Below are 23,099 nucleotides of genomic sequence, written 5' to 3' on the forward strand. Positions count from 1 at the left end.
GGGTACGCCTCAGAGCATCGGACGGCCGACCACCGAGGCGACCAACCGCGCGAACTCCTCCAACCGGGCGATCTGCCCGGCCCCGCCGTCGTCGAGGGTCTTGCCGAAGCGCAGCGCGTCGTGCCGGGGTGTGCCGGCCATCTCCTCGCTCGGCGGTGCCTCGTCCAACGAGGTGAGCAGCAGGTAGACGTCGATGCTGTCGACCCGGATCTCGCCGCTCTCGGCACGGTTGAGCCGCCGCCGGCAGCCCACCTCGGTGACGGTGGAGACCGGCACCACACGCAGCGACGAGGTCATGGAGCCCGGCGGGCCCTCCTCCGGCGGCACGTCCTCGCCGTGCCAGAGGATGAGCCGGCTGCCGTCGCAGACCACTACCTCCTGCCACACCCCGTTGACCTCGTTGACGAAGCGTTCCAGGGTGAAGCCGAGCACCGACGCGCCGCGCAGCACGCCGCCGAGCGCCTCCAGGGCAACGTCCGGGTCACGCAGGTAGGCCCGCGCCGCCGACTCCAGATCCTGGTAGGGCGACCAGTCGGGAAAGACCGCGGGGAGGTCTCCACCGCCGTAGCCCGGTCGGCTCATGCCAGCGTCTCCCCCTGCTCGGCGCTGCCGACACCCAGCTCGTTGGTCACGGCCTGTCCATCTCCCCCGCACCGTTGGGTTGCGCGCCGGCCGCCTGCGCGGCAGCGGCCTGTCGGGCGGCCTCCGCCTCGCGCAGGTCCTGGCGGCGCTGCGCGTACGCCTCGATGCCCTTGCTGGGCTTGCGCCGGCGCGGCGGAGCGGTGACCCCCGGGGCCAGCTTGCGCGCGGAGACCAGGAAGGCGGTGTGCGCGATCATCCGGTGGTCCGGGCGGACGGCGAGGCCCTCGGCGTGCCAGTCGCGCACCAGGGACTCCCAGGCCCGCGGCTCGGTCCACCCGCCGCGCTCGCGCAGCGCCTCCACCAGCTCGGAGAGCTGCGGCGTGGTGGCGACGTAGCCGATGAACACCCCACCGGGCACCAGCGCCCGCTCGACCATGTCGAGGGTCTCCCAGGGGGTCAGCATGTCCAGGATGATCCGGTCGAAGCCGGTCTCCTGGCACTGCGCGACGTCGCCGACGTGCAGGTTCCACGAGGGGTGCGGCCCGTTGAAGAACGCCTCGACGTTGCGCTTGGCGATCTGGGCGAAGTCGTCGCGCAGTTCGAACGAGTGCAGCTCGCCCTCGGTGCCGACGGCGCGCAGCAGGGAGCAGCTCAGCGCGCCGGAGCCGGCGCCGGCCTCGAGGACCTTCGCGCCGGGGAAGATGTCGCCCATCGCGACGATCTGCGCGGAGTCCTTGGGGTAGATCACCTGTGCGCCGCGCGGCATGGACAGCACGTAGTCCGACAGGAGTGGCCGCAGGGCCAGGAACGCGGTGCCGCCGCCGGAGGTGGTCACCACGCTGCCATCAGGGAGCCCGATCAGCGCGTCGTGCGCCAGGATGCCGCGGTGGGTGTGGAACTCCTTGCCGGGCTCCAGCGTCACTGTGTGCATCCGCCCCTTGGGGTCGGTCAGCTGGACCCGGTCGCCGGGCCGGAACGGCCCGCGGTGCACGGGTGTCAGCGCCGGGTTGGCGGGGTCGGCGGCGACGGTGGAGGGAGTTGCGGTCACGGTGTCATCTTCCGGTTGGGTTCGAGGAGCTGTGCCAGGTCCGCGATGTGCAGAATGCCGACGACATCTTCGCCTGACGTCACCACGTACTGTGCGCCCGGGTAGGTCTGTACGGCCTCCATCACCCGCTCGCCGTCCCACCCGATCGACAACGTGGGAAGTGTGCCCAGCGACCGGGCGACGGCGTCCACCGCCAACCACGGTCGGCGCTCGACCGGCACCGCGTCGGCGGCGACCGGGTCGACCAGCGCCACCGGTCGACCGGTGGAGTCGGTGACCAGCAGCGCGGCGCCGGGCTGCTCGCTCTCGGCGCGTCGGCGCTGGGCCTCGGCCAGCGGCGTACCGGTGGCCACCGGCCAGACCGGACGGGCCAGCCGGGCGAGGTCGATCAGCGGGAACCGGCGGCTGACCCGGGCGGCCCGGATCGACTGCCCGGCGCCACGCCAGAGGGTGACGGCGACCAGCAGCATCAGCGGCAGCGCCAGCGGCGCCAGCCGCCGCTCGACGGTCAGCAGCAGGACCAGGGCTGCGGTGCCGACGGCGACGACCCGGCCCGCCCACCCGGCGACCTCGGTGCCGAGGTGCCGGTCACGGGTCAGCCCCCACACGGCGGCGCGCAGCGCCCGGCCGCCGTCGAGCGGCAGCCCGGGCAGGCTGTTGAACAGCGCCACGATGACGTTGCTGACCGCGAGCTGGAAGGCGAGCTGGTGCGCCACGGTCCCCTCGGGCAGGGCGAGCGTGGCGGCTACCGCCAGGACGCCGAGCACCGCGGAGACCGCCGGGCCGGCCAGCGAGACCAGCAGGTCGACGCGGGGCGACGGGGCGTCCCGGTCCATCTCGGTGTAACCGCCGAGCAGTTCCAGGGTGATCCCGCGCACACCGATGCCGTACCGCCGGGCGGTGAGCGCGTGGCCCAGCTCGTGCAGCAGCACCGAGCCGAGCAGCGACACGACGAACCCGAAGCCGATCAGGTATCCGCTGAGCTGCGGCAGGTCCAGTTGTCGGCGGGCGAACTCGCCGTACAGCACCGCGATGAGCACCGCGAGCAGGACCATGGAGCCGTTGAGGTGCAGCGGCACCCCGAACACCCGGCCGACGTTCAGGCCGAGGCGTCGGTCTGGTCGGCGCGGCGGCCTGGTTGTCTGCTCCATCGCCACGATGCTACGGACCGTCGCTGTGTGGGGCGGGCGGCGGTCGGTGTCACACCGGTGCCCTAACCTTTGCCGACATGACGGCGGAATCGGTCACCACCTCCCAGCCCTCCCCCGCGGCGCAGGCGCCGCCGACGGTGCGGGCCTCGCTGTCCCCGTCGCGGGCGGCGGATTTCAAGACCTGCCCGCTGCTCTACCGGTTCCGCAGCATCGACCGGCTGCCCGAGCGCACCACCATCGAGCAGGCCCGGGGCACGTTGGTGCACGCGGTGCTGGAGCGCCTGTTCGACCTGCCGGCCACCGGCCGCACGCCGGAGGCGGCCGGCGACCTGGTGGCCCCCCAGTGGGACCGGCTGGTCACCGAGCAGCCGGAGCTGGCCGGGATCTTCGACGGCGCGGAGCCGGCCGGCCCGGTGGAGTTCCTCCGCTCCGCCGCCGGGCTGTTGCAGGGTTACTTCGCGGTGGAGGACCCGACCCGACTGGAGCCGGCCGAACGCGAGAGCCTGATCTCCGCCGTCGTCGACGAGGAGTTGCTGATCCGGGGCTACCTCGACCGGCTCGACGTCGCGCCGGACGGCGCGCTGCGGGTGGTCGACTACAAGACCGGCGGTGCTCCGCGGGAGGCGTTCGAGGCACGGGCGCTGTTCCAGCTGAAGTTCTACGCCCTGGTGCTGTGGCGCACCCGCGGGGTGGTCCCCCGGGTGCTGCGGCTGCTCTACCTGCGCGACGCCGAGGTGCTGGATTACACCCCGGACGCCGACGAGCTGGTCCGCTTCGAGCGCACCGTGGTGGCGCTGTGGCGGGCGATCGAGCAGGCCACCGCCCGGCAGGATTTCCGGCCCCGGCCGAGCCGGCTCTGCGACTGGTGCAGCCACCAGGCGCTCTGTCCCAGCTTCGGCGGCACCCCGCCGCCGTTCCCGGTCGCCGCGGCGAGCGCCGACCCGCTGCGCGACTCCCGGGCCACCCCGGTGGCGCCGGGCGCCGACGAGTGACGGCCTCCTGACCGACGCGTACGCCCGGCGCGGCGATTCAGGCCGCCGGGGCCGCCTGCCGCACGCCGCCGCCGAAGACCCGACCGCAGCGGTGCCGCCGCGGTCGGGACAGGGCGACCGGCCGGCCTCTACGGTGATCCGCGACGCACCGGCTCCGGTGCGCAAGGATGACCGGTGCGCGTCACGACGTCGGCGGACGGGAGATGACATGAGCGATCAGGTGCCCTCGGCGCGGCCGGTGCGGATCCTGCTCGCCGACGACCAGCCGCTGCTGCGGACCGGGTTCCGGATGGTACTGGGCGCCGAGAGCGACCTGGACGTGGTGGCGGAGGCCGGTGACGGCGTGGAGGCGGTGGAGCTGTCCCGCCGGCTGCTGCCCGACGTCGTGCTGATGGACATCCGGATGCCCCGGATGGACGGGGTGGCGGCGACCCGGGCGATCGTCGACGCCCGACTGCCGGTACGGGTGTTGGTGCTCACCACCTTCGACCTGGACGAGTACGTGGTGGGCGCGTTGCGGGCCGGCGCCAGCGGGTTCCTGGCCAAGGACGTGCCGGCCGAGGACCTGATCGCGGCGATCCGCACGGTCGCCGGCGGTGACGCGGTGGTGTCACCTCGGATCCTGCGGCGACTGCTGGACCGCTTCGCCGAACTGCTGCCCGACCCGGCGGCGACGCCGTCGGCGACGCTCAAAGCGCTCACCGACCGGGAGCGCGAGGTGCTCGTGCAGGTCGCCCGGGGGCTGTCCAACGCCGAGATCGCGACGGTCCTGTCGGTGAGCGAAACCACCATCAAGACGCACGTCGGGCATGTGCTGACCAAGCTGCGGCTACGCGACCGGGTGCAGGCGGTGGTGCTGGCGTACGAGTCGGGGCTGGTCCGCCCCCGGGCGTAGTTCCGCCGGCCCGGGTACCTCACTCGGCGTACTCGAAGATCCCTCCGTGGGGGGACGGCTGTCGTTGCCGTCGTCACCTACCGTGACCGGAGACGGCTCGGTTCGGTTGACCCTCCTGTGGCGTCAGGTGCAAGTGTCGGTGCTGCCGCCCGCCACAGTGGGAGAAAACGGTCGACCGGCCGTCGACTCAGGGGCAACCCTGATGCGGCATGGGGGTGCACCCGCAGCGGGAAATCCGCGCCGGGTCCCCCCAGGGTCGGACGGGGTGGGCGTACTCAGCACCGATGATTGAACAGTCGCGCCGGACCATCGGGGGGCGGCGTGCATTTTCGGACAGACGGAAGAGGTAGATGACGTGACCGCGACGGTAGGCCAGCAGGCGCAGGCCGCGGCCCGGGCGAACGACGTGTGGAAGGTGTACGGCAGCGGCGAGGCTCAGGTCATCGCGCTGCGGGGGGTCAGCGCGGAGTTCGAACGTGGCCGCTTCACCGCGATCATGGGCCCGTCGGGTTCCGGTAAGTCGACGCTGATGCACTGCCTGGCCGGCCTGGACTCGGTGACCCGGGGGACGGTGTCGATCGGTGAGACGACGGTCACCGGGCTGGGCGACGCGGGGCTGACGAAGCTGCGGCGCGACAAGGTGGGTTTCATCTTCCAGCAGTTCAACCTGCTGCCGACGCTGACCGCCAAGGAGAACATCCTGCTGCCGCTGTCGATCGCCGGGCGCAAGCCGGACCCGGCCTGGTACGACACGGTGATCGAGACGGTCGGTCTGAAGGACCGGCTGGACCACCGGCCGGCGCAGCTCTCCGGTGGGCAGCAGCAGCGGGTGGCGTGCGCCCGGGCGCTGGTCTCCCGCCCCGACGTGATCTTCGCGGACGAGCCGACCGGCAACCTGGACTCGCGCTCCGGCGCGGAGGTGCTCAACTTCCTGCGTAACTCGGTGCGGGAGCACGGCCAGACCATCGTGATGGTGACCCACGACCCGACGGCCGCCGCGTACGCCGATCGGGTGGTCTTCCTCGCCGACGGCGAGATCGTCTCGGAGCTGATCGAGCCGACCGCCGAGACGGTGCTGGACACCATGAAGAAGCTGGACACTGCGGCCGAGGTGGGCAACTGATGTTCCGCGCGACGCTGAAGAGTCTGCTGGCCCGTAAGGTCCGGCTGATCCTGTCCGGCCTGGCGGTGGTGCTCGGGGTGATGTTCGTCTCCGGCGCGTTCGTGCTCACCGACACTCTGGGTCGCTCCTTTGACTCGGTCTTCGCCGACGGTTTCTCCGAGATCGACGTGAACGTCGCGGCGAAGCCGAAGGTTCAGGTCAACGAGATGGAGGGCGAGCAGACCGTCGCCCCGCTGCCGGCCGCTCTGGTGGACCGGGTGAAGCAGGTACCGGGGGCGGCCTCGGCGACCGGCGTGGTCAACGCCGACGGTGCCCGGGTGATCGGCAGCAACGGCAAGGTCGTCACCTCGTTCGGCCCGCCGCAGTTGGGCGAGAACTGGACCGGCGAGAGCGAGCTGCTGAAGCTGCGTGAGGGGCGCGCGCCGCAGGCCGAGGACGAGATCGTCATCAACAAGGCGTTGGCCACGGCCGCGAAGGTGCAGGTCGGCCAGAAGGTCGGCGTGCTGACCGCGTTCGAGTCGAAGAAGCGGGACTTCACACTGGTCGGCGTCTTCGGTTACAGCGGTGACCGGGATTCGATCGGCGGGGTCAACGAGGTCTTCTTCACCACGCCGGTGGCGCAGCGGCTGATGCTGGGCGAGCCGGACGTGTTCAGCAGCATCACCGTGCAGGCCGCAGGCGGGGTCTCCGATGAGAAGCTGCGCGACGACGTGGCCCGCACCCTGGGCGCGGACTTCGAGGTGAAGACTGGCGAGCAGGTGGCCGCGGACGCCTCGGCCAGCCTGAAGGAGGGCCTGTCCTTCTTCAACAAGATCCTGCTCGGCTTCGCCGCTGTGGCGCTGCTGGTGGGCACCTTCCTGATCCTCAACACCTTCTCGATCATCGTGGCGCAGCGGACCCGGGAGTTGGCGCTGATGCGCGCCATCGGGGCCAGCGGCCGGCAGATCATCGGCTCGGTGGTGCTGGAGGCCATCGCGGTGGGCCTGATCGCGTCGGTGCTCGGCCTCGCCGCCGGCATCGGGGTGGGCGCGCTGCTGGCGTTCCTGTTCGGCAAGCTCGCCGGTGGGCTCACCCTGGCCGGAATCGGCGTGCCAGCGGCTGCGGTGATCGGTTCGTTCGCCGTCGGTCTGGTGATCACCGTGGTGGCGGCGTTGCTGCCGGCGCTGCGGGCGTCCCGGATCCCGCCGATCGCTGCCATGCAGGACGTGGCCACCCCGGACCGACCCTTGACCAAGATCACGGTGGCCGGGTCGCTGGTCACCGGCATCGGCGCGGTGCTGCTGTTCCTCGGGCTCAGCGGCAACGCCCGCGGTCAGACCCTGGCCACGATCCTCGGTGGGGTGCTGTTCGCCTTCATCGGCGTGGCGCTGCTGACCCCGCTGATCAGCCGGCCGGTGGTGAGCCTGCTCGGCGCGATCTTCTCCTGGTCGGTGCCGGGCAAGCTGGGCCGGCTCAACTCCGGGCGCAACCCACGTCGTACCGCGATCACTGCCGCCGCCCTGATGGTCGGCATCGCGCTGGTCACCGGCGTCACGGTCATCCTCGATTCGGCCAAGGGCAGCATCAGCGCGCTCGCCCAGGACACCATCAAGGCCGAGTTGGTGATCGCCGGCCAGCAGGGCGGCCCGCGTCCGCCGACCTTCGACCCGGGGGTGCTGGACAAGGCCAAGGCCCTGCCCGGTGTGCGGATGGTCGACGGCGAGTACGGCGACATGGGTCGGATCGACGGCGAGGGCACCTGGGTCGCGGCGAGCAGCGACATCGCGTCGCTGCGGCAGATCTTCGGCGCGAAGCCGACCGCCGGTGACATCGACCGGCTCGGGCCGACCCAGATGCTCGCCAGCTCGGACACTGCCACGTCCCGTGGCTGGTCGGTGGGCTCCACTGTGAATGTGCAGCTGACCCGGGGCGAGGCACGCACCTACACGATCAGCGGCATCTACGAGTCGTCGCAGCTGACCAACCCGGTGACGCTGCCAGCGACCGCGGCGAAGGACTTCGCCATCCCGCAGCCCATCCAGGGCTTCATCCAACTGGATCCGGGCACCCGGGTGTCCGACGTCCAGCCGCAGGTGGAGGCGTTGCTCGCGGACAGCCCCGAGGTGTCGGTGGCTGACCGGGACGCGTTCATCAAACAGCAGACCAGTTCGCTCGACGGGCTGCTCACGATGATCCAGATCCTGCTCGCGCTGGCCATCGTGATCGCCGTTCTGGGCATCATCAACACCCTGGCCCTGTCGGTGCTGGAGCGGACCCGCGAGTTGGGTCTGCTGCGGGCGATCGGCCTGCGCCGGTCGCAGACCATGGGCATGATCACCGTGGAGGCGGTGGTGATCTCGGTGTTCGGCGCGCTGCTCGGCGTGGCGGTGGGCACCGGCCTCGGCGCCGCGGTGGTCGAGGCCCTCAAGGACGAGGGCATCACCGACCTGATCCTGCCCTGGGGGCAGATGGGTGTCTTCCTCGGTCTCGCCGCCATCATCGGCGTGGTGGCCGCGGTGCTCCCGGCCATCCGGGCAGCCCGGATCAACGTCCTGGGCGCCATCGCCCACGACTGATCGGCACGAGAAGGGGGCCCTGCTGACGCCAGCGCGTCAGCAGGGCCCTCTTCTCGTGTTCAGGCCGCGGCCCGATCGGTCAGCAGCGCCGCGAGCAGCGCCAGGTCCACGCCGGTCAGGCTCTCCACCTGGTGTACGCCGACAGTGCTCGGCAGCGCCACCTCCGCCGGTACGGCGAGCACCGCCGCGCCCGAGGCCAGCGCGCTGGCCACCCCGGTCGGTGAGTCCTCGATCGCCACGCACCGCTCGATCGGCACACCCAGCAGCCGGGCGGCGGTCAGGTAGGGCTCGGGGTGCGGCTTGGCCGCCACCACCTCGTCGCCGGCGACCACAGTGTCGAAGTTGTCCCGACCGAGGGTGTCCAGGGCGATCTCGACCAGCGCCCGGGGGCTGGAGGTGACCAGCGCGGTGGGGATCTCCGCCGCGCGGACCGCGCGCAACAGGTCGAACGCCCCCGGCCGCCAGCGCAGACCGGTGCGGAACAGCTCCAGGATCCGGGCGTTGATCCACGCTGCGCTGATCTCCGGATCCCGTTCGGGCTGCCCCAGGTCGTCGTGCAGGATGCGCATCGACTCGGCCATGGCGGTGCCGATGATCGACTGGCGGGCGTCGACGGAGAGTTCCCCGCCGTACTCCTTCGCGAGTTCCTGCAACGCGACGTCCCACAGCTTCTCGCTGTCGACCAGCGTGCCGTCCATGTCGAAGAGCACAGCGGCGGGGTGATGGCTGCTCAGCGGAACCTCCAGGGTCGTGACCGACACCGGCGATCCTGCCAGCACCTCCCGTGGCAGGTGGCGGCAACGGGCACCAGGGTGATCCGGGCAACCCCGTTCAGCCCAGGTCGCACTCCTTCAGCGAACCCTCGTAACCCCTGAAGAACATGTCGGTGCGCTGCTCGGCGGTGCCGTGCGCCCCTTCCGCGAACCACGGCTGGTCCGGGTCGTCGCCGACCGCCGCCACCCCCTCTCGGAACTCGTCCAGGTCGCCCTCGGCGAGGGTCAGGGCGCCCGAGCGCACCGAGTCGCCGAGGTACGCCCCGGCCATGCAGTCGGCCTGCAACTCCTGCTGGATGGTGAAGCTGTAGTTGATGCCGAGTCGCACCTGGATGGCGTGCGCGTACTCGTGCCCCAGCAGGTAGAACACGAACGCGTCGCCGACCTGGCGGAACGCCGCCACCGACCAGGCGACGTCGTAGGCGATGAAGTCGCCCTGCGAGCAGTAGACGGCGTTGTTGCGGGGCAACGGCTGGCCGCCGCAGGACACCTCGCCCTCGCGCTGGTACGGGGTGATCCGCCGGATCGGTCGGAACCGCTGCCCGGATTCCTTGAACTGGGCCGCCCAGTACCGCTCGGCGACCGCCTGCGCGTCGGCGACGTCCTGCTCGAACTCGGCGACGCTGGTGGTGCTGTCGGCCCGGGTGGTGCTCGGCCCCGGTGCGGCTGCCGACGGGTTCGCCCCGGGGCGCTCGGCCTCCGGCTCGGCCAGCCCACCGCCGGCGCAGGCGAGGGAGACCAGTGCGGCGATCAGCAGACCCGCCAGCGGGCCCCGCGCGTCGCGGCCGAACCGTGCTCCCACTGCGCCTCCCCAGACATCGGTGCTCGCGCTGCGATGTACCCCGACGATACGACCGCCACGCCCATCACCGATTCACGCACGAGGTGGCCGGACGGTTCACGCCCGGTCGCGAGGGGCGCCGCTGCGGGGGCCGCCACAATGCTCCGGGGCGGGTGTCGCCGTCCAGGGAGGAGGGCCGTGGTGCACGAGCTTGGCAGTCGCAGCCGACGTCAACCGGCGCCGGCACACATCCTGTGGCGGTCACTGCGCTACCCGTACGAGGCCGGCAGCCGGCCCTGGTTGGAGTTGCGCGACGACGAGGTACCGCCCCGGGTGCTGGCGGGCTACGCGCCGATGCTGCTCGTCTGGTCGTCGCTGTGGCCGCACCGACCGTTGGACCGGATTCGCTTCGACCTGACCCCCGGGCTGCCCGGCGGGGACTGCACCCTGCGCTGGACGCTCACCACCGACGGGGAACTGCCGAGCGAGAGCACCCTCGGCCACCTACGCCACCGCCTCAACTACCTGATCAACGGCCGGCTGCGCCGCTCGTACGGCCAGTAGGGTCGCTCACCCGCCCGACTCCCGGCCGCGCTGCCAGGTGTCGCCCTGGTCGCCGTGCCGCTCGGCCTCGTAGCGCTGCTGCCGTGCCCGAGCGTCCCGCCCAGCCCGAGGGTCGTCGCCCCCAACCTCACGGATCCGCCCCCGCCGCGCCACGACGCCAAACGCCACACCCGCCACCACAACGAAAGCCCCGACCACCACCCACACCACAGTCATCCCGCCAACCTAGGTCCCACCCACCACCCCGAACCTCGGTGATCATGAAGTTAGCGGCATCCCACTCGGCGTGTCGTGACGCCAACTTCATGATCACCGGTTCGGGTGGGGGGTGTGGGTGTCCGGGTGGGGGGGTTGGGTTCGACGTCTTCTGTGGGGGCGCCGGGGTGGCGTCCCGCAGGAGGAGGGGGAGAACCGTGAAGTACATGATTTTGCTCTACGGGTCGCAGCAGGACTATGACGTGCTGTCGGGGCGGGCTTCCGACCGGCCGGCGATGTCGGCCGAGCAGATCGCGGCGATGCACCAGCACATGGAGACCTTCCACCAGGCGCTGGTCGAGTCCGGCGAGTTGGTCGACGCCCGGGGCCTGAGCGAGCCGGTGCACGCCCGCCGGGTGCAGGTGCGCGAGGGAGCACCAGTGGTCACCGACGGCCCGTACCCGGAGACGCAGGAGGTCCTCGCCGGTTACACCATCGTGGAGTGCGCCAGCTTCGACCGGGCCACCGAGATCGCGGCCGGCCTGGTCGACCCGGACGCCCCCGGTGGTTACGTGGACGTGCGGCCGGTGCTCGACGGTGTCGAGGACCTGGCCGGCTGACCCGGTGCCGGAGACTCCCGCCGAGGACCTGCTGCGCGAGCTGGCGCCGCAGGTCCTCGGCGCGCTGGTTCGCCGCTACGGGCACTTCGACACGGCCGAGGACGCGGTGCAGGAGGCGCTGATCGCGGCGGCGCAGGGTTGGCCGCGCGACGGCGTACCGGACAATCCGCGGGGCTGGCTGATCACCGTGGCGTCCCGCCGGCTGACCGACCTGCTGCGTCGCGAGCAGGCCCGGATGCGGCGGGAGGACACGGTGGCCCGGTGGGTGCTGCCGGAGCAGTGGCGCGCCCCCGCCGCCGACCGTCCGCCGACGGACACCGACGACACGCTCATCCTGCTGTTCCTGTGCTGCCACCCGTCGCTGTCGGCGGCGTCGCAGATAGCGCTCACCCTGCGGGCGGTGGGCGGGCTGAGCACCGCCGAGGTGGCGCGGGCGTTCCTGGTGCCGGAGGCGACGATGACCCGGCGGATCAGTCGGGGCAAGCAGCGGATCCGCGACAGTGGGCTGCGGTTCGCGCCGCCCACCGGCCCGGAGCGCGCCGACCGGCTCGCCGCCGTGCTGCACGTGCTCTACCTGATCTTCACGGAGGGGTACGCCCGCACGGCCGGGCCAGGGTTGCTGCGCGCCGACCTGACCGCCGAGGCGATCCGGCTGACCCGTCTGGTGCGCCGGCTGGTGCCCGAGGACCCCGAGGTCACCGGGCTGCTCGCGTTGATGCTGCTCACCGACGCCCGCGCGCCGGCCCGGATCGGCCCGCACGGTGAGCTGGTGCCGATGGCCGAGCAGGACCGCTCCCGGTGGCGGGCCGACCAGATCGCCGAGGGGATCGAGCTGATCACCGGGGCGCTGCCGCGCGGGGTGGTCGGGGCGTACCAGCTCCAAGCGGCCATCGCGGCCGTGCACGACGAGGCGCCCAGCGCGGCGGCCACCGACTGGGCGCAGATCACCGCCCTGTACGAGGTGCTCCTCGGGATGTCCGACAACCCGGTGGTGGCGCTCAACCACGCAGTGGCGGTGGCGATGAGCCGGGGCGCCCCGGCCGGGTTGGCGCTGCTCGCCGACCTGGCCGACGACCTCCGCCTCGCCGACGACCCTCGACTGCCGGCCGCCCGCGCCCACCTGTGGGAGCGGGAGGGTGAGCGGGTCGCGGCGCGGGAGGCGTACCGGATGGCGGCGGCGCGCTCGACGAACCTGGCGCAGCAGCGCTACCTGAACGCCCGCGCGGAGCGTCTCGCGGGCGACCCGCCGCCCACCGGCTGAACCGGCGGGCGGTGCGGGGTCACGGGATGAGCCGGCGGGCCGTGCGGGTCACGGGCTGGCGGCCAGGAAGACGAAGGCGGCCATCAGCACCAGGTGTACGCCGCCCTGCAACACGTTGGCCCGGCCGGGCACCACGGTGAGGACGGCGGTCACGGCGGTGAGCGCCAGCAGGGCGAGCTGGGTGCCGCCGAGGCCGAGCAGAAGCGGGCCGTCCAGCCAGATCGAGGCGATCGCGATGGCCGGGATGGTCAGACCGATGCTGGCCATCGCGGAGCCGAGCGCGAGGTTCAGGCTGGTCTGGACGCGGTCGCGGCGGGCGGCGCGGGCGGCGGCCAGGGTCTCCGGCAGCAGCACCAGCAGGGCGATGATCACGCCGACGAACGCGTGCGGCAGGTTCGCCGCCGCGACCCCGGCCTCGATGGTCGGGGAGACCGTCTTGGCGTCGCCGACCACTGCAACCAGCGCCACCAGGAGCAGGCCCAGGCTGACCATCGCCGCGCGGGTCGTGGGCGGCTTGGCGTGCTCCTCCGTCTCGATGACCTGGCCCCGGCTGTCGACCGGCAGGAAGTAGTCGCGGTGCCGGCCGGTCTGCACGAGCACGAACAGCCCGTAGAGCGCCAGCGAGGCGACGGCGGCGAAGGCGAGCTGGGCCGGGCTGAACTCCGGGCCGGGCCGGGCCGTGGTGAAGGTCGGGATGACCAGGCTCAGGGTGGCCAGGGTGATCACGGTGGCCAGGGCCCCGCCGGTGCCTTCCGGGTTGAACACCGCGACGCGACGGCGCAGCGCCCCGAGCAGCAGGGACAGGCCGAGTATCCCGTTACACGTGATCATGACTGCGGCGAAGACGGTGTCGCGGGCGAGCGACTGGGTCTTCTCCGGCCCGCTGATCATGAGCGTGACGATCAGGGCCACCTCGATCACGGTGACCGCGACGGCGAGCACGAGGGACCCGTACGGCTCCCCCACTCGGTGGGCGACCACCTCAGCGTGGTGCACGGCCGCGAGCACCGCGCCGCCCAGCAGCACCGCGACAACCACGATGACGGGCCCAGGCAGGCTCCGCCCCCAGGTGACCATCAATATCAGGACGGCGAGCACAGGTACGACGAACGTCCAGTCGGTCAGGCGGGAGCGAAGGAGGGCGGCCATGCCATAGAGAGTGCCAGGTCAAGTGATCATGTGCCCACCATCGACGCGGCGACATGCGGCCGTCCGTGGCCTTCACCACGCCAACCCGTAACCCATAGGTTACGCTTTCCGGGTGAACGAGGTGGCCACCGCGATCGCTGACCCGGTACGACGGCACATCCTGACCCTGCTGCGCGACGAGCCGCTGTCCGCGGGTGACATCGCCCAGCGATTCGTGATCAGCCGACCCGCGATCAGCCGCCACCTGCGGCTGCTGCGCGAGAGCGGTCTGGTGCACGACGAGATGGTCGGCCGACAGAGGATCTACCGACTCGATCCGCGTCCGCTCGCCCCGCTGGTCGACTGGCTCGCCGCGCTCGCGGCCACCGACCGGTGGGAGCGGCACCTCGACGCATTGGAGACCGAGGTCTATCGCACCCGCCGAGAGCGCCGCAGCCGCGGTCCGGCGGAGCACCGAAGGGAGAACACGGCATGACCCGCACACCCGCCGGACGCCTGTTTTACACCGACACCGGCCACGACCTCGTCCTCACCCGAACCTTCCGCGCCCCGGCGGAAGACGTCTGGGCCAGCCTGACCGAGCCGGAGCGTACGGCCCGCTGGTTCGGCCCGTGGGAGGGCGACGCCGGGCCCGGACGGACCATCCGGGTCCAGATGGCGTACGAGGAGCAGCAGCCCTGGTGCGAGGTGCGCATCGACGCGTGCGAACCGCAGCAGCGCCTCGCCGTGTCGATGATCGACAGCTACGGGACCTGGCTGCTGGAGATGGTGCTGACCGAGACCGACGGCTGCACCGAGCTGCGGTTCGTGCAACACCTCACCAGCATCGAGGGCATCGCCGAGGTCGGCGCCGGCTGGGAGTACTACCTGGACATGCTGGTCGCCTCCCGGGACGGCTCGCCCCGCCCGGAGTTCGACGACTACCACCCGGCGATGCAGCCCTACTACCAGGGGCTGGTCGCCTCGGCCGGCTAGGTGTCGAGGGCCCGCCGCAGTTTGGCGAACTCGGCGGTCAACGCCGGCAGCGGGAAGTGCGCGTTCAGGCCGCTGGGGTTCGGCAGCACCCAGACCCGGGCCGGCCCCAGCCGGTCCGGTCGCGGGCCCAGCCCGGCCTTCGGTCGGACGAAGGCGATCCGGTACGCGCTCACCCCGAGGATCGCCACCCAGCGCGGCCGGTAACGCTCGGACTTCACCGCCAACCCGGTCACCCCGGCCACCAATTCCTCCGGGGTCAGCTCGGCGGCGCGGGCGGTGGCCCTGTTGCTCAGGCTGGTGATGCCCAGACCCTGCCGCAGCAGCTCGTCGCGTTCCCACGAGTGCAGCTGGCGATCGGTGAAGCCGGCCCCGTGCAGGGCCGGCCAGAATCGGCTGCCCCGGCGGGCGAACGGCTCCCCCACGGCAGCCGAGTAGAGGCCCGGGTTGTAGCCGCAGAACAGCACGCGCAACCCGGGCCCGATGATGTCCGGCAGGCCCCGGCCCGCCGCCGCCGCCACCTCCTGCGGGGTCGGCCGTCGCGGCGGCCCCGCACGCTCGGCGTCCATCACACCGATCCTGCCGTATGCCCCGGTGCCGGACCCGGCGGACGGCTTGACACCCTCAACGGATGCAGTCAACCGACCACCTCGCCGCCAGCCGTTACGCGCGGATGCGCTGGAACACTCCGCTCTCGCCGGAGCACGCCGCGTTGCTGCTGCAACGGCTCGACGTCCGCCCCGGCGCGCGTGTGCTCGACCTCGGCTGCGGCTGGGGTGAGCTGCTGCTGCGGGCGGTCGCCGCCGGCGGTGTATCCGGCCCGGTCGCGACGCGGGGCGTCGGCGTCGACACCGACGAGGCCGCGCTCGCCCGAGGGCGGCGGCTGGCCGCCGGGCGGTCGCTGAACCGGCACGTCGCCTTCGTGATGGGGGAAGCGGCGGCCTGGCAGGAGCCGGCCGACCGGGTCCTCTGCATCGGCTCGGCGCACGCCTTCGGCGGCACCGGGGCCGCCCTCGACGCCCTCGCCACAGTGGTCCGCCCCGGTGGGCGGCTGCTGTTCGGTGACGCGTACTGGGAACGGTCTCCCACGGCGGAGATCGCCGAGGTCTTCGGCCCGGAGGTCCCGACCCTTCCCGGGCTGGTCGAGGCCGCCCGCGAGCGGGGCTGGCGATTGCTGCACCTGAGCACCGCCGACCAGCGGGAGTGGGACGACTTCGAGTCCACCTGGCTCGCCGGCCGGCAGGAGTGGCTGCTGGCGTACCCGGAGGATCCCCGTGCGGCCGAGGTCCGCGCGGAGCTCGACGATCGGTTGCGCCAGTACGTCGGCGGTTACCGGGGTGTCCTCGGCCTCGGCTACCTCGTCCTCGGCCGCTGACCGTCCATCCTTGACGCCGCTGGCTAGGCTGCGCGTGGTGAGCGCCGGATCTCGTCTCGCCCTGCCCTGGCGGATCCTCGTCGTGGCCGCCGCCGCGGTGCTGGTGTGGCTGTTCCTGGGCGTCCTGCTCGATCGTGACTACGACCGGCCCACCCATGCGGTCGGGGCGGTCCTCAGCACAGTTGTCGTCGTACCCCTGGTGATCCTCGCCCGTCGCGTCCTGGACCGACGGCCGTGGGCAGGCCTCGGGTTGCCGTCGCTGCGCGCCGGCTGGCGGCGTCTGCTGTTCGGCGCGGCCTGCTGGCTCGTCCCCGCCGCGGTGGGGTTCGCGCTCTGCCTCGGCGTCGGTTGGGTCGAGATCAGTGTCCGGACGTCGGTCGGGGACGTGCTGCGGGTGGCGGCGCTGCTGGTCGTGCTGGTCTTCCTGAAGGAGGCGCTGCCGGAGGAGCTGCTCTTCCGCGGGTACCTGCAACACAACCTCGCCACCCGGCTGCCCGCCTGGCAGGCGGTCATCGGTCAGGCAGTGCTGTTCACAGTGTTCGGGTTCCTCACCGGGGCGGCCAGATCCGTCGACCGGCTGGCGCTCTTCCTCGTCTTCGCGCTGCTGTTGGGCGCCTTCCGCGCCGCCACCGGCGACATCTGGGCCGGCATCGGCCTGCACGTCGCGTTCCAGACGGTCGCTCAGTTGTTCGGCGACGTCGGGGCGGTCTTCGACGTGGTCGGCGCGGACGTCCTGGGCGTGGTGGCCATGGGGGCCATTCCGTTCTCGGTCAGCTGGTTGGTCCTGCGTCACCACTACCGGGACCGCCTGAACTGGCGCGCCCTCGCACCGGACCCGGTGTGCCAGAGCGGCTGAGCCTGAGCGTTTGGCCCACCGGCCCCACCGGCGTGGGGAAGAGTGGCGGGCGAGAGCTGTCGTCGACGAGCGAGCGACGGCGCGGCGTCGTGCGGAGGTTTTCGGATGAGCGAGACGTCTTCGGCCAAGCCCGCCCGCAACGTCGTCCTGGTCCACGGCGCGTACGCCGACGGGTCGTCCTGGTCCGACGTCATCCCGCTGCTACAGCGGGCCGGGCTGGCGGTCACCGCGGTGCAGAACCCGCTGACCTCCCTGGCCGACGACGTCGCGGCCACCAACCGCGCCCTCGACCGTCAGGACGGCCCGACGGTGCTGGTGGGCCACTCCTGGGCCGGCACGATCATCAGTGAGGCCGGCAACCACCCGAGGGTCACCGCTCTGGTGTACGTCGCGGCCCGCGCGCCGGACGCCGGCGAGGATTACAACGCGCTCGCGGCGAAATATCCCACGCCGCCGGCGAACGCCGGCCTTGTGCATCACGACGGGTTCGCGCAGCTCAGCGAGGGCGCGTTCCTGGCCGACTTCGCCGGGGGGATCGAGGAGTCCCGCGCCCGCGCCCTGTACGCGGTGCAGGGCCCGATCGCCAAGGACCTCTTCCAGGGCCGCACGACGACTGCTGCCTGGCGGGACCGGCAGTGCTATTACTCGATCTCCACGCAGGACCGCACCACCGCGCCGGAGCTGGAGCGGTTTCTGGCCGATCGGATGCACGCGACGACCATCGAGGTCGAATCATCGCATCTCGCCATGGTCACTCACCCGGACACGATTGCCGACCTCATTCTGATGGCGACCCGGGGCACCCGCGGCCCCGCGTAGGGCCGTTCTCCCACAGACCCTGGTCCATCCCAGGGTTCCCGTCGTAGTAGTCGATCTTCATCGGTGGCATACCACCGACCATACGTCATACGTCTCACCTCCACGCCACCGCCGGCCGTGCACGGGCGCACTCGGACCGGAGCACGTGGGCTTGACGGGGCGTAGACATCGGAGGTTTACTGCGTCAACGATGCCAGTCGATGAATTCTGACCGTCCAATGTGGGTGGTCTGCATCATCGGCTGGTTTCACCGGCCCACCCCCGCACCCCCACCACTCCGCACCACCTCAGCCGAGCATCGGCGGCCCGGCTTCCGCACCACCGCCATCGCGGCCTCCGGCCTGCCTGTGTGCACAGCCTGAGGTCGACGCTCAGCAGAGGAGCAAGACCATGCGTTCCCGTCCCCGCCTGTTGGCACTCGTCACCGGCCTGGCCGTCATGCTGGCCGGCCTGGTCACCCTGCCGACCCCCGCCTCGGCGGCACCCCTGACCAAGGTCCTGGTGTTCAGTAAGACCGCCGGCTTCCGGCACTCGTCCATCCCCAACGGGATCGCCGCGATCCAGCAGCTCGGCTCCGCCAACGGCTTCACAGTGACCTCGACCGAGGACGCCACCCAGTTCACCACCTCCAACCTGGCCCAGTACCAGGCGGTGGTCTTCATGTCGACGACCGGCGACGTCCTCAACGCCAGCCAGCAGACCGCGTTCGAGTCGTACATCGCCGCCGGTGGTGGCTACGTCGGCGTGCACGCCGCGGCCGACACCGAGTACAGCTGGCCGTGGTACGGCTCGCTGGTCGGAGCGTGGTTCGACTCGCACCCGGCGATCCAGACGGCGACCGTGAAGATCGAGGACCAGACCAACCCGTCGACCGCCCACCTCGGCACCACCTGGGTCCGCTCCGACGAGTGGTACAACTACCGCACCAACCCCCGGTCCAGCGCGCGGGTGCTGGCCAGCCTCGACGAGTCGTCCTACAGCGGCGGCAACATGAGCGGCGACCACCCGATCACCTGGTGCAAGGCGTACGGCGGCGGGCGTGCCTGGTACACGGGCCTCGGGCACACCGAGGCGTCGTACACCGACCCGAACTTCACCCGGATGCTGCTCGGCGGCCTCCAGGTCGCTGCGGGCTCCGTGACTGCCGACTGCTCGCCGCGCACGACGACCCCGCCGCCCACCGCCAGCGGTTCCACCCTGCGGGCGCGCGCCAACAACCAGTACGTCAGCGCGCCCAACGCCACCACCGCGCTGATCGCCAACAAGACCTCCGTCGGCACCAGCGAGCGGTTTGACCTGGTCAACCTCGCCAACGGCAACGTGGCGGTGCGCGCCAAGAGCAACGGGCAGTTCGTCGCGGCCGAGAACGCCGGGGCCGCCGCGCTGATCGCCAACCGGGCCACCGCCGGCGCCTGGGAGACGTTCCAGCTGGTCCGCAACTCCGACGGCACGGTGAGCCTGCGGGCCACTGTGAACAACCGCTACGTCGCCGCCGACAACGGGGGCGCTTCACCGCTGATCGCCAACCGGACCTCCATCGGTCAGTGGGAGAAGTTCGACCTGGTCACCACCAACTGACCTGGTCCCCCCGCTCGTTCTCCACCACCCCCACCTGGTCGTGGCGCGCCCCCGCGCGCCCGTCCACAGGTCGTCGAGAAAGGACGATCATGCTCTCGTACCCCCGGCGCTGGCCCCGGGCCCTCCTTGCGGCGGTCACCACCGTCGCGAGCGTGGCCCTGGCTGTGGCCGCACCGTCCACCGCGCAGGCGGCGGTCATCCCCGCCTCGGACTATCAGCAGGTCAAGCTCGCCACCGGCTCGGGCGAGCTCGGTGAGGCCATGTCCCTGGCTGTCCTGCCCAACCGCTCGGTGCTGCACACCGCCCGCAACGGCGTCCTGCGGGTGACCGACGTGGCCGGCAACACGAAGGTTTCCGGCACCCTGTCGGTCTACACCCACGACGAGGAGGGGTTGCAGGGCGTCGCCGTCGACCCCAACTTCGCCAGCAACCGGTGGATCTACCTGTACTACTCCCCCACGCTGAGCACCCCGTCCGGGGACGCCCCGACCACCGGCTCTCAGTCGGACTGGGACCGGTGGAAGGGGCACCTGCGGTTGTCGCGGTTCACCCTCAACAGCGACGACACGCTCAACCTGGGTACCGAGAAGATCGTGCTCCAGGTCGCCAACGACCGTGGGCAGTGCTGTCACGTCGGCGGTGACCTGGACTTCGACGCCGCCGGCAACCTGTACCTGACCACCGGCGACGACACCAACCCGTTCGAGTCGTCCGGCTACGCGCCACTTGACGAACGGACCAACCGCAACCCGCAGTTCGACGCCCAGCGCTCGGCGGGCAACACGAACGACCTGCGGGGCAAGGTGTTGCGGATCAAGCCGCAGGCGGACGGCACGTACACGATCCCGTCGGGCAACCTGTTCGCGCCCGGCACGTCGGGCACCCGCCCGGAGATCTACGCCATGGGCCTGCGCAACCCGTTCCGGATGAGCGTCGACAAGGCGACCGGTGTCGTCTACCTCGGCGACTACGGCCCCGACTCCGGGTCCACGAACTCGAGCCGTGGCCCCTCCGGTCAGGTCGAGTTCAACCGCATCGCGGCACCCGGCAACTACGGCTGGCCGTACTGCACCGGCAGCAACACCAGCACGGAAACATACAATGAATACACCTTCCCGTCCGGGCCGTCGCAGTCCAAGTACAACTGCACCGGCGGGCCGACCAACAACTCGTTCCGCAACAGCGGGCTCGGCACGTTGCCCGCGGCGAAGCCGGCCTGGATCAAGTACGCGGGCGACTCCGGCTCGCCGTCGGAGTTCGGCAGCGGCTCGGAGTCCCCGATGGGCGGGCCGGTCTACCGGTACGACGCCTCGCTCAACTCCAGCATCAAGTTCCCGTCCTCGCTGAACGGTCAGTTCTTCGCCGGTGAGTACGGACGCCGCTGGATCAAGGCCATCGCTGTCAACTCGGACGGCTCGCGCGGGGAGATCTCCAACTTCCCGTGGACCGGCACCCAGGTCATGGACATGGCCTTCGGCCCGGACGGCGCCCTGTACGTGCTGGACTACGGCACCGGCTCGAACAACCAGGCGCTCTTCCGGATCGAGTACATCGGCGGCGGCAACCGCAGCCCGATCGCGGTCGCCTCGGCGAACCCCACGTCGGGGGCCAACCCGTTGACCGTCAACTTCTCGTCGGCCGGCAGCTCCGACCCCGAGGGCGGCGCGCTCAGCTACCTGTGGACCTTCGGCGACGGCACCACGTCGACGGCGGCCAACCCCACCAAGACGTACACCACGAACGGCAGCTACAGCCCCACTTTGAAGGTCACCGACCCGACCGGCCTGTCCGGCACGGCGAGCCTGATCGTCACCGTGGGCAACACCGCACCGACGGTGTCGCTCACCTCGCCCACCGACGGACAGCTGTTCACCTTCGGTGACACGGTGCCGTACCAGATCTCGGTGAGCGACCCGCAGGACGGCACGATCGACTGCTCCAAGGTGAGCCTGACGTACGCGCTGGGCCACGACAGTCACGCCCACCAGATCACCTCGAAGACCGGGTGCAGCGGCACGATCACCGTCCCGACCGACGGTGAGCACGACGCGGCGGCCAACATCTACGGGGTCTTCGACGCCGCGTACACCGACAACGGTGGGCTCACCACGCACAGCATCAAGACGCTGCAACCGAAACACCGCCAGGGTGAGCATTTCAGCGCCCAGTCCGGTGTCCAGGCCACCGACCACACCAACGCCGAGGGCGGTCGCACGGCCGGGTTCATCGAGAACAACGACTGGATCTCCTACCAGCCGTACAACCTCTCCAACGCGAACCGGTTCACCGCGCGGGTCTCCTCGGCCGGCGCCGGCGGCACCATCGAGGTACGCGCCGGGTCCGCCACCGGCACCCTGCTGGGAACCGCCACGGTGCCGGTGACCGGTGACTGGGAGACCTTCGTCGACGTCTCCACCGCCATCAGCAACCCGCCCGCCTCGACGACCACGCTGTACCTGGTCTTCAAGGGCGGCTCGGGCAACCTGTTCGACGTCGACGCGTTCACCTTCACCACCGGCACCAGCAGCGGCACCCCGGTGACCACCCTGCGGGCGCAGGTCAACAACCAGTACGTGTCAGCGGTCGGCAGCACCGCGCTGATCGCCAACAAGGCCAGCGTCGGCACGACCGAGCAGTTCGACCGGGTGGACGCCGGCAACGGCAACATCGCCCTGCGGTCCCGCGCCAACGGGCTGTACGTCTGCGCCGACAACGCCGGCGCCAACCCGTTGATCGCGAACCGCACCACGATCGGACCGTGGGAGACGTTCCAGATCATCAACAACTCCGACGGGACAGTCGGTCTGCGGGCTCTGGCCAACAACCAGATCGTGGCCGCCGAGAACGCCGGGGCCGGATCACTGATCGCCAACCGGACGTCGGTCGGGTCCTGGGAGAGGTTCGTCCTGACCACCGGCTGACGCGCACGTGGTGGGCCCGGCCTCGGCGGTGACCAGGCCGGGCCCTACCGTGTGAAGTAGGCGGCGCTCTGCTGGTCCGCCGGGTAGTAGGACTCCACAGCGATCTCCTCGATGCTGATGTCCATCGGGGTGCCGAACGTGGTGATGGTCGAGAACAGCCGCAGCTCGCGTCCACCGATCCGCAGGATCATCGGGATCACCACGTCGGCGTCGACCCGTTCGGCCGGCGGCTCCTCGGGCAGCGGATTCAGCAGCTCTTCGTAGAGCGCCGCGAGTTCCGCGTCGGGGGCTGCGGCGAGCTGGCGCGAGATCCGACTGCGGAACACCGCCCGCACGTCCGCCAGGTTGACGACCAGGGGGGCGAGCCCGCGCGGGTGCAGGCCCAGCCGAACCAGGTTCACCGGCGGCCGCAACAGCTCGGGCGCCGCGTACGCGAAGAACGGGTCGACCGCGCGGTTGGTCAGCACGATGTTCCACCGGCGGTCGAAGACCAGCGCCGGATACGGCTCGTGCGCCTGGAGCACCCTGCGGACCGCGTCGAGGGCACCCGACAGGGCGACGTCGTCGAGCGGGCGCTGCGCGTACCGGGGCGCGAAGCCGGCGGCGAGCAACAGCTGGTTGCGATCACGCAGCGGCACGTGGAGCTGGTCGGCGAGCCGGAGGATCATGTCGGCGCTCGGCGTGGACCTGCCGGTCTCGACCAGGCTGACGTGCCGAGCCGAGACGTCCGCGGCGATCGCCAGGTCGAGTTGGCTGAGCCCTCGGCGCTTACGCCACTGCCGCAGGAGTTCCCCGACCGCATACACGATCATGAGCCTACTCATCGTCGCCCGGAACGCCATGAAGTGCGATGTCATCGACAGGCACCCGGGCCGGGGAAACACTTGCA

General features: G+C 71.3%; 23 protein-coding genes. 14 read left to right on the forward strand and 9 right to left on the reverse strand.

All coding sequences use genetic code 11. From position 1 onward, the window contains the following. Window positions 1–9 precede the first annotated feature (9 nt). From ACLJOK_RS11685 to ACLJOK_RS11695, 3 genes are read right to left on the reverse strand one after another with little or no spacing between them, the layout of a single operon-like run. On the reverse strand, window positions 10–582 hold the full coding sequence (locus ACLJOK_RS11685) for a hypothetical protein (protein ID WP_091408625.1): 573 nt from the start codon (window positions 580–582) through the stop codon (window positions 10–12). 46 nt (window positions 583–628) lie between these two features. Beyond that, window positions 629–1,630 carry a tRNA (adenine-N1)-methyltransferase gene (locus tag ACLJOK_RS11690; RefSeq protein ID WP_410818250.1) on the reverse strand — a complete coding sequence of 334 codons (1,002 nt, stop codon included), beginning with the start codon at window positions 1,628–1,630 and terminating at the stop codon, window positions 629–631. Continuing rightward, window positions 1,627–2,718, reverse strand: a complete 1,092-nt coding sequence (locus ACLJOK_RS11695) for a site-2 protease family protein (protein ID WP_410819323.1) — start codon at window positions 2,716–2,718, stop codon at window positions 1,627–1,629. Before ACLJOK_RS11695 ends, ACLJOK_RS11690 begins: the two co-directional genes overlap by 4 nt. 140 nt (window positions 2,719–2,858) lie before the next feature. Here ACLJOK_RS11695 and ACLJOK_RS11700 point away from each other — a divergent pair, with 140 nt between their 5' ends. The 4 genes from ACLJOK_RS11700 to ACLJOK_RS11715 all read left to right on the forward strand — a co-directional run bounded on the left by ACLJOK_RS11700 (window position 2,859) and on the right by ACLJOK_RS11715 (window position 8,346). Continuing rightward, window positions 2,859–3,773, forward strand: coding sequence for a RecB family exonuclease (locus ACLJOK_RS11700; RefSeq protein ID WP_410818252.1), 915 nt, complete (start codon window positions 2,859–2,861; stop codon window positions 3,771–3,773). 208 nt (window positions 3,774–3,981) lie between these two features. Continuing rightward, entirely contained in the window at window positions 3,982–4,668 is a 687-nt protein-coding gene (locus ACLJOK_RS11705) for a response regulator (RefSeq protein WP_410818254.1), read from the forward strand. Window positions 4,669–5,023: 355 nt separating this feature from the next. After that, on the forward strand, window positions 5,024–5,791 hold the full coding sequence (locus ACLJOK_RS11710) for an ABC transporter ATP-binding protein (RefSeq protein WP_410818255.1): 768 nt from the start codon (window positions 5,024–5,026) through the stop codon (window positions 5,789–5,791). Continuing rightward, on the forward strand, window positions 5,791–8,346 hold the full coding sequence (locus ACLJOK_RS11715) for an ABC transporter permease (RefSeq protein ID WP_410818256.1): 2,556 nt from the start codon (window positions 5,791–5,793) through the stop codon (window positions 8,344–8,346). The genes ACLJOK_RS11710 and ACLJOK_RS11715 overlap by 1 nt, the downstream gene beginning before the upstream one ends. A 59-nt stretch (window positions 8,347–8,405) precedes the next feature. On the opposite strand, the gene ACLJOK_RS11720 is transcribed toward ACLJOK_RS11715, so the two are convergent. Together ACLJOK_RS11720 and ACLJOK_RS11725 are read right to left on the reverse strand one after the other, a co-directional pair. Continuing rightward, window positions 8,406–9,056 carry an HAD family hydrolase gene (locus ACLJOK_RS11720; RefSeq protein WP_410819325.1) on the reverse strand — a complete coding sequence of 217 codons (651 nt, stop codon included), beginning with the start codon at window positions 9,054–9,056 and terminating at the stop codon, window positions 8,406–8,408. 121 nt (window positions 9,057–9,177) lie between these two features. After that, window positions 9,178–9,921, reverse strand: coding sequence for a neutral zinc metallopeptidase (locus tag ACLJOK_RS11725; protein WP_410818258.1), 744 nt, complete (start codon window positions 9,919–9,921; stop codon window positions 9,178–9,180). Window positions 9,922–10,098: 177 nt separating this feature from the next. Between ACLJOK_RS11725 and ACLJOK_RS11730 the strand changes: the two genes are divergently transcribed. Beyond that, on the forward strand, window positions 10,099–10,464 hold the full coding sequence (locus ACLJOK_RS11730; protein ID WP_410818259.1) for a hypothetical protein: 366 nt from the start codon (window positions 10,099–10,101) through the stop codon (window positions 10,462–10,464). Between the two features lie 6 nt (window positions 10,465–10,470). Here ACLJOK_RS11730 and ACLJOK_RS11735 read toward each other — a convergent pair whose 3' ends face one another. Further along, the gene (locus tag ACLJOK_RS11735; protein ID WP_410818260.1) at window positions 10,471–10,680 is read right to left on the reverse strand and encodes a hypothetical protein; all 210 of its coding nucleotides are present in this window, start codon (window positions 10,678–10,680) and stop codon (window positions 10,471–10,473) included. A gap of 206 nt (window positions 10,681–10,886) precedes the next feature. Here ACLJOK_RS11735 and ACLJOK_RS11740 point away from each other — a divergent pair, with 206 nt between their 5' ends. Next, a complete protein-coding gene (locus ACLJOK_RS11740) occupies window positions 10,887–11,279 on the forward strand; it encodes a YciI family protein (RefSeq protein ID WP_410819327.1) in 393 nt (130 codons plus the stop codon). 4 nt (window positions 11,280–11,283) lie between these two features. After that, on the forward strand, window positions 11,284–12,540 hold the full coding sequence (locus ACLJOK_RS11745) for an RNA polymerase sigma factor (RefSeq protein ID WP_410819329.1): 1,257 nt from the start codon (window positions 11,284–11,286) through the stop codon (window positions 12,538–12,540). Window positions 12,541–12,588: 48 nt separating this feature from the next. Here the strand turns inward: ACLJOK_RS11745 and ACLJOK_RS11750 are convergent, their stop codons facing one another. Further along, complete coding sequence (locus ACLJOK_RS11750; RefSeq protein ID WP_238672322.1) at window positions 12,589–13,689, reverse strand: calcium:proton antiporter; 1,101 nt, start codon at window positions 13,687–13,689, stop codon at window positions 12,589–12,591. Between the two features lie 112 nt (window positions 13,690–13,801). Between ACLJOK_RS11750 and ACLJOK_RS11755 the strand changes: the two genes are divergently transcribed. Further along, a complete protein-coding gene (locus ACLJOK_RS11755; RefSeq protein ID WP_410818263.1) occupies window positions 13,802–14,164 on the forward strand; it encodes a metalloregulator ArsR/SmtB family transcription factor in 363 nt (120 codons plus the stop codon). Next, window positions 14,161–14,664 (forward strand): SRPBCC family protein, encoded by a 504-nt coding sequence (locus tag ACLJOK_RS11760; RefSeq protein ID WP_410818264.1) that lies wholly within the window; start codon window positions 14,161–14,163, stop codon window positions 14,662–14,664. The genes ACLJOK_RS11755 and ACLJOK_RS11760 overlap by 4 nt, the downstream gene beginning before the upstream one ends. Here ACLJOK_RS11760 and mug read toward each other — a convergent pair. Next, a complete protein-coding gene (gene mug, locus ACLJOK_RS11765) occupies window positions 14,661–15,230 on the reverse strand; it encodes a G/U mismatch-specific DNA glycosylase (RefSeq protein WP_410818266.1) in 570 nt (189 codons plus the stop codon). The genes ACLJOK_RS11760 and mug overlap by 4 nt on opposite strands. Window positions 15,231–15,292: 62 nt before the next feature. Between mug and ACLJOK_RS11770 the strand changes: the two genes are divergently transcribed. The 5 genes from ACLJOK_RS11770 to ACLJOK_RS11790 all read left to right on the forward strand — a co-directional run bounded on the left by ACLJOK_RS11770 (window position 15,293) and on the right by ACLJOK_RS11790 (window position 22,210). After that, on the forward strand, window positions 15,293–16,036 hold the full coding sequence (locus ACLJOK_RS11770; protein ID WP_410818268.1) for an SAM-dependent methyltransferase: 744 nt from the start codon (window positions 15,293–15,295) through the stop codon (window positions 16,034–16,036). Window positions 16,037–16,073: 37 nt separating this feature from the next. After that, on the forward strand, window positions 16,074–16,892 hold the full coding sequence (locus ACLJOK_RS11775; RefSeq protein ID WP_410818269.1) for a CPBP family intramembrane glutamic endopeptidase: 819 nt from the start codon (window positions 16,074–16,076) through the stop codon (window positions 16,890–16,892). A 105-nt stretch (window positions 16,893–16,997) separates the two neighbouring features. Continuing rightward, a complete protein-coding gene (locus ACLJOK_RS11780; RefSeq protein WP_410818271.1) occupies window positions 16,998–17,711 on the forward strand; it encodes an alpha/beta fold hydrolase in 714 nt (237 codons plus the stop codon). A gap of 390 nt (window positions 17,712–18,101) precedes the next feature. After that, entirely contained in the window at window positions 18,102–19,289 is a 1,188-nt protein-coding gene (locus tag ACLJOK_RS11785) for a ThuA domain-containing protein (protein WP_410818273.1), read from the forward strand. Window positions 19,290–19,378: 89 nt separating this feature from the next. Next, a complete protein-coding gene (locus ACLJOK_RS11790) occupies window positions 19,379–22,210 on the forward strand; it encodes a PQQ-dependent sugar dehydrogenase (RefSeq protein WP_410818274.1) in 2,832 nt (943 codons plus the stop codon). 44 nt (window positions 22,211–22,254) lie between these two features. Here the strand turns inward: ACLJOK_RS11790 and ACLJOK_RS11795 are convergent, their stop codons facing one another. Further along, complete coding sequence (locus tag ACLJOK_RS11795) at window positions 22,255–23,067, reverse strand: helix-turn-helix domain-containing protein (protein ID WP_410818276.1); 813 nt, start codon at window positions 23,065–23,067, stop codon at window positions 22,255–22,257. Between the last annotated feature and the right edge of the window lie 32 nt (window positions 23,068–23,099).

It is taken from the genome of Micromonospora sp. 050-3, from assembly GCF_046549335.1.
Lineage (GTDB): Bacteria > Actinomycetota > Actinomycetes > Mycobacteriales > Micromonosporaceae > Micromonospora > Micromonospora trifolii.

Bases quoted from the DNA above. Each gene is read 5' to 3' on its own strand.
- ACLJOK_RS11685 (WP_091408625.1), bottom strand. From the start codon at position 582: ATGAGCCGACCGGGCTACGGCGGTGGAGACCTCCCCGCGGTCTTTCCC.
- ACLJOK_RS11700 (WP_410818252.1), top strand. From the start codon at position 2,859: ATGACGGCGGAATCGGTCACCACCTCCCAGCCCTCCCCCGCGGCGCAG.
- ACLJOK_RS11705 (WP_410818254.1), top strand. From the start codon at position 3,982: ATGAGCGATCAGGTGCCCTCGGCGCGGCCGGTGCGGATCCTGCTCGCC.
- ACLJOK_RS11715 (WP_410818256.1), top strand. From the start codon at position 5,791: ATGTTCCGCGCGACGCTGAAGAGTCTGCTGGCCCGTAAGGTCCGGCTG.
- ACLJOK_RS11735 (WP_410818260.1), bottom strand. From the start codon at position 10,680: ATGACTGTGGTGTGGGTGGTGGTCGGGGCTTTCGTTGTGGTGGCGGGT.
- ACLJOK_RS11740 (WP_410819327.1), top strand. From the start codon at position 10,887: ATGATTTTGCTCTACGGGTCGCAGCAGGACTATGACGTGCTGTCGGGG.
- ACLJOK_RS11750 (WP_238672322.1), bottom strand. From the start codon at position 13,689: ATGGCCGCCCTCCTTCGCTCCCGCCTGACCGACTGGACGTTCGTCGTA.
- ACLJOK_RS11760 (WP_410818264.1), top strand. From the start codon at position 14,161: ATGACCCGCACACCCGCCGGACGCCTGTTTTACACCGACACCGGCCAC.
- mug (WP_410818266.1), bottom strand. From the start codon at position 15,230: ATGGACGCCGAGCGTGCGGGGCCGCCGCGACGGCCGACCCCGCAGGAG.
- ACLJOK_RS11770 (WP_410818268.1), top strand. From the start codon at position 15,293: ATGCAGTCAACCGACCACCTCGCCGCCAGCCGTTACGCGCGGATGCGC.
- ACLJOK_RS11780 (WP_410818271.1), top strand. From the start codon at position 16,998: ATGAGCGAGACGTCTTCGGCCAAGCCCGCCCGCAACGTCGTCCTGGTC.
- ACLJOK_RS11785 (WP_410818273.1), top strand. From the start codon at position 18,102: ATGCGTTCCCGTCCCCGCCTGTTGGCACTCGTCACCGGCCTGGCCGTC.
- ACLJOK_RS11790 (WP_410818274.1), top strand. From the start codon at position 19,379: ATGCTCTCGTACCCCCGGCGCTGGCCCCGGGCCCTCCTTGCGGCGGTC.
- ACLJOK_RS11795 (WP_410818276.1), bottom strand. From the start codon at position 23,067: ATGACATCGCACTTCATGGCGTTCCGGGCGACGATGAGTAGGCTCATG.